Source organism: Streptomyces sp. CO7, from assembly GCF_053474865.1.
In genome coordinates this window covers 1-1,236 of sequence record NZ_JBRIOU010000032.1, presented here as the reverse complement: position 1 = coordinate 1,236, position 1,236 = coordinate 1, and the positions used below count along the sequence as shown (strand labels likewise).

The following is a 1,236-nucleotide window of genomic DNA, read 5'->3' as shown; positions in this document are numbered from 1 at the left end:
GCCCTGGGGTGGGCGGCGTCGCGAGCTCGGCGCTTTGGCCCGCCAGTGCCCGCCCGTGCCCGCCCGTTCCGCCCTCTGGCCGGGCCAGTCGCCCACGGGTGGTGCGGCTGGGGTTACCGGGGCGGTGCGGGGGTCGGCTGCCCGGCTCGTGCAAGGCCGGCGCAGGGCTCGGGCCGGGCAGCCGGAGGGGCGTGCGTCAGCTCGTCGAGGGGTTGACGGTGAGGGTGGCCGTGTTGTTCGTCAGGTCGGGGTCGAAGGTGCGGACGGCGGGTTCGTAGGCGTCGTTGTAGATGGCGGCGCGGGCGGTGGCGTTCGGGATGACCTCGTCGATGTGGAGGGTGAAGGGGAAGGTGTGGGTGGCGGGCTTGCCGGATTCGGTGAGGTAGATGGGGGTGTTGCAGCGGTAGCGGGTCTCGGACTGGGACCAGCAGGCGTCTGGGGCGGAGGCGACCGAGGTGCCGGCGGGAATGTCGATGTCGACAGTCGCGGCGGGTTCGCCCGCGCCGAGGGAGGCGACCCAGGCGGGGCCCGCGTTGTGGACGGTGACGGTGGCGGGGACGGTGTCGCCGGCCGCGCCGGAGACGGTGGAGGCGGTCAGTCGGTAGTCGGCCTGGTTGACGGTCTTCACCGTGAAGCTGCGGTACGGCTGGAGCTCGTCGGAGGGGGCGGCGGCCGGGGTGAGGTTCAGCTCCGGGCCGGCGCCCGGGGTGAAGGCGCGGCCGGCGCGGGCCTCGGCGAGCGCTTGCTCGGAGTAGGGCTGCGCCGAATAGTCGACGCGGTCGAAGAGGGCCATGTCCTTGGTGCGGAACTTCAGCGGGAGGGAGTGGTACGAGCCCGGGGTCGTCCGCTCGTCCAGGACGCAGAGGAACGTACGGCCGGTCACGGCGTTCGTGGACTCGCAGTTGGAGGGGACGGACATGCCGAGGCGGATGCCGCGGGAGGTGAAGACGGTGAGCAGGGTGCGGTCGGCGGTGCGGTTGCCCTGGTTGCCGAGGACGACGGAGGAGTCGAAGGGCTGGTCGGGTGCCATGCCGGTGCGGTACTCGGCCTGGGTGAGGCCGAGCGCGGGGCCGTCGTTGACGGCGACGTAGGTCTCGCCCGGGTAGGCGTTCATGCCGCCGGCCTGGGCGGTGTAGCGGACGTAGCCGTCGTTGCCGTCGGTGGCGCCCGGCTTGGTGGTCAGGCCGATCCTCGCGGCGGGGGCGGTGGCGCCGCCGGGGGGGTCGGGGGGGGGGG

Annotated in this window: 1 protein-coding gene; it reads right to left on the bottom strand. The window is 73.7% G+C overall.

Annotated elements, in window-relative coordinates:
• Positions 1–196: 196 nt before the first annotated feature.
• Positions 197–1,236 (bottom strand): hypothetical protein (locus ACOV8S_RS30940; protein WP_448321806.1); only part of this gene is annotated, 1,040 nt, incomplete at its 5' end.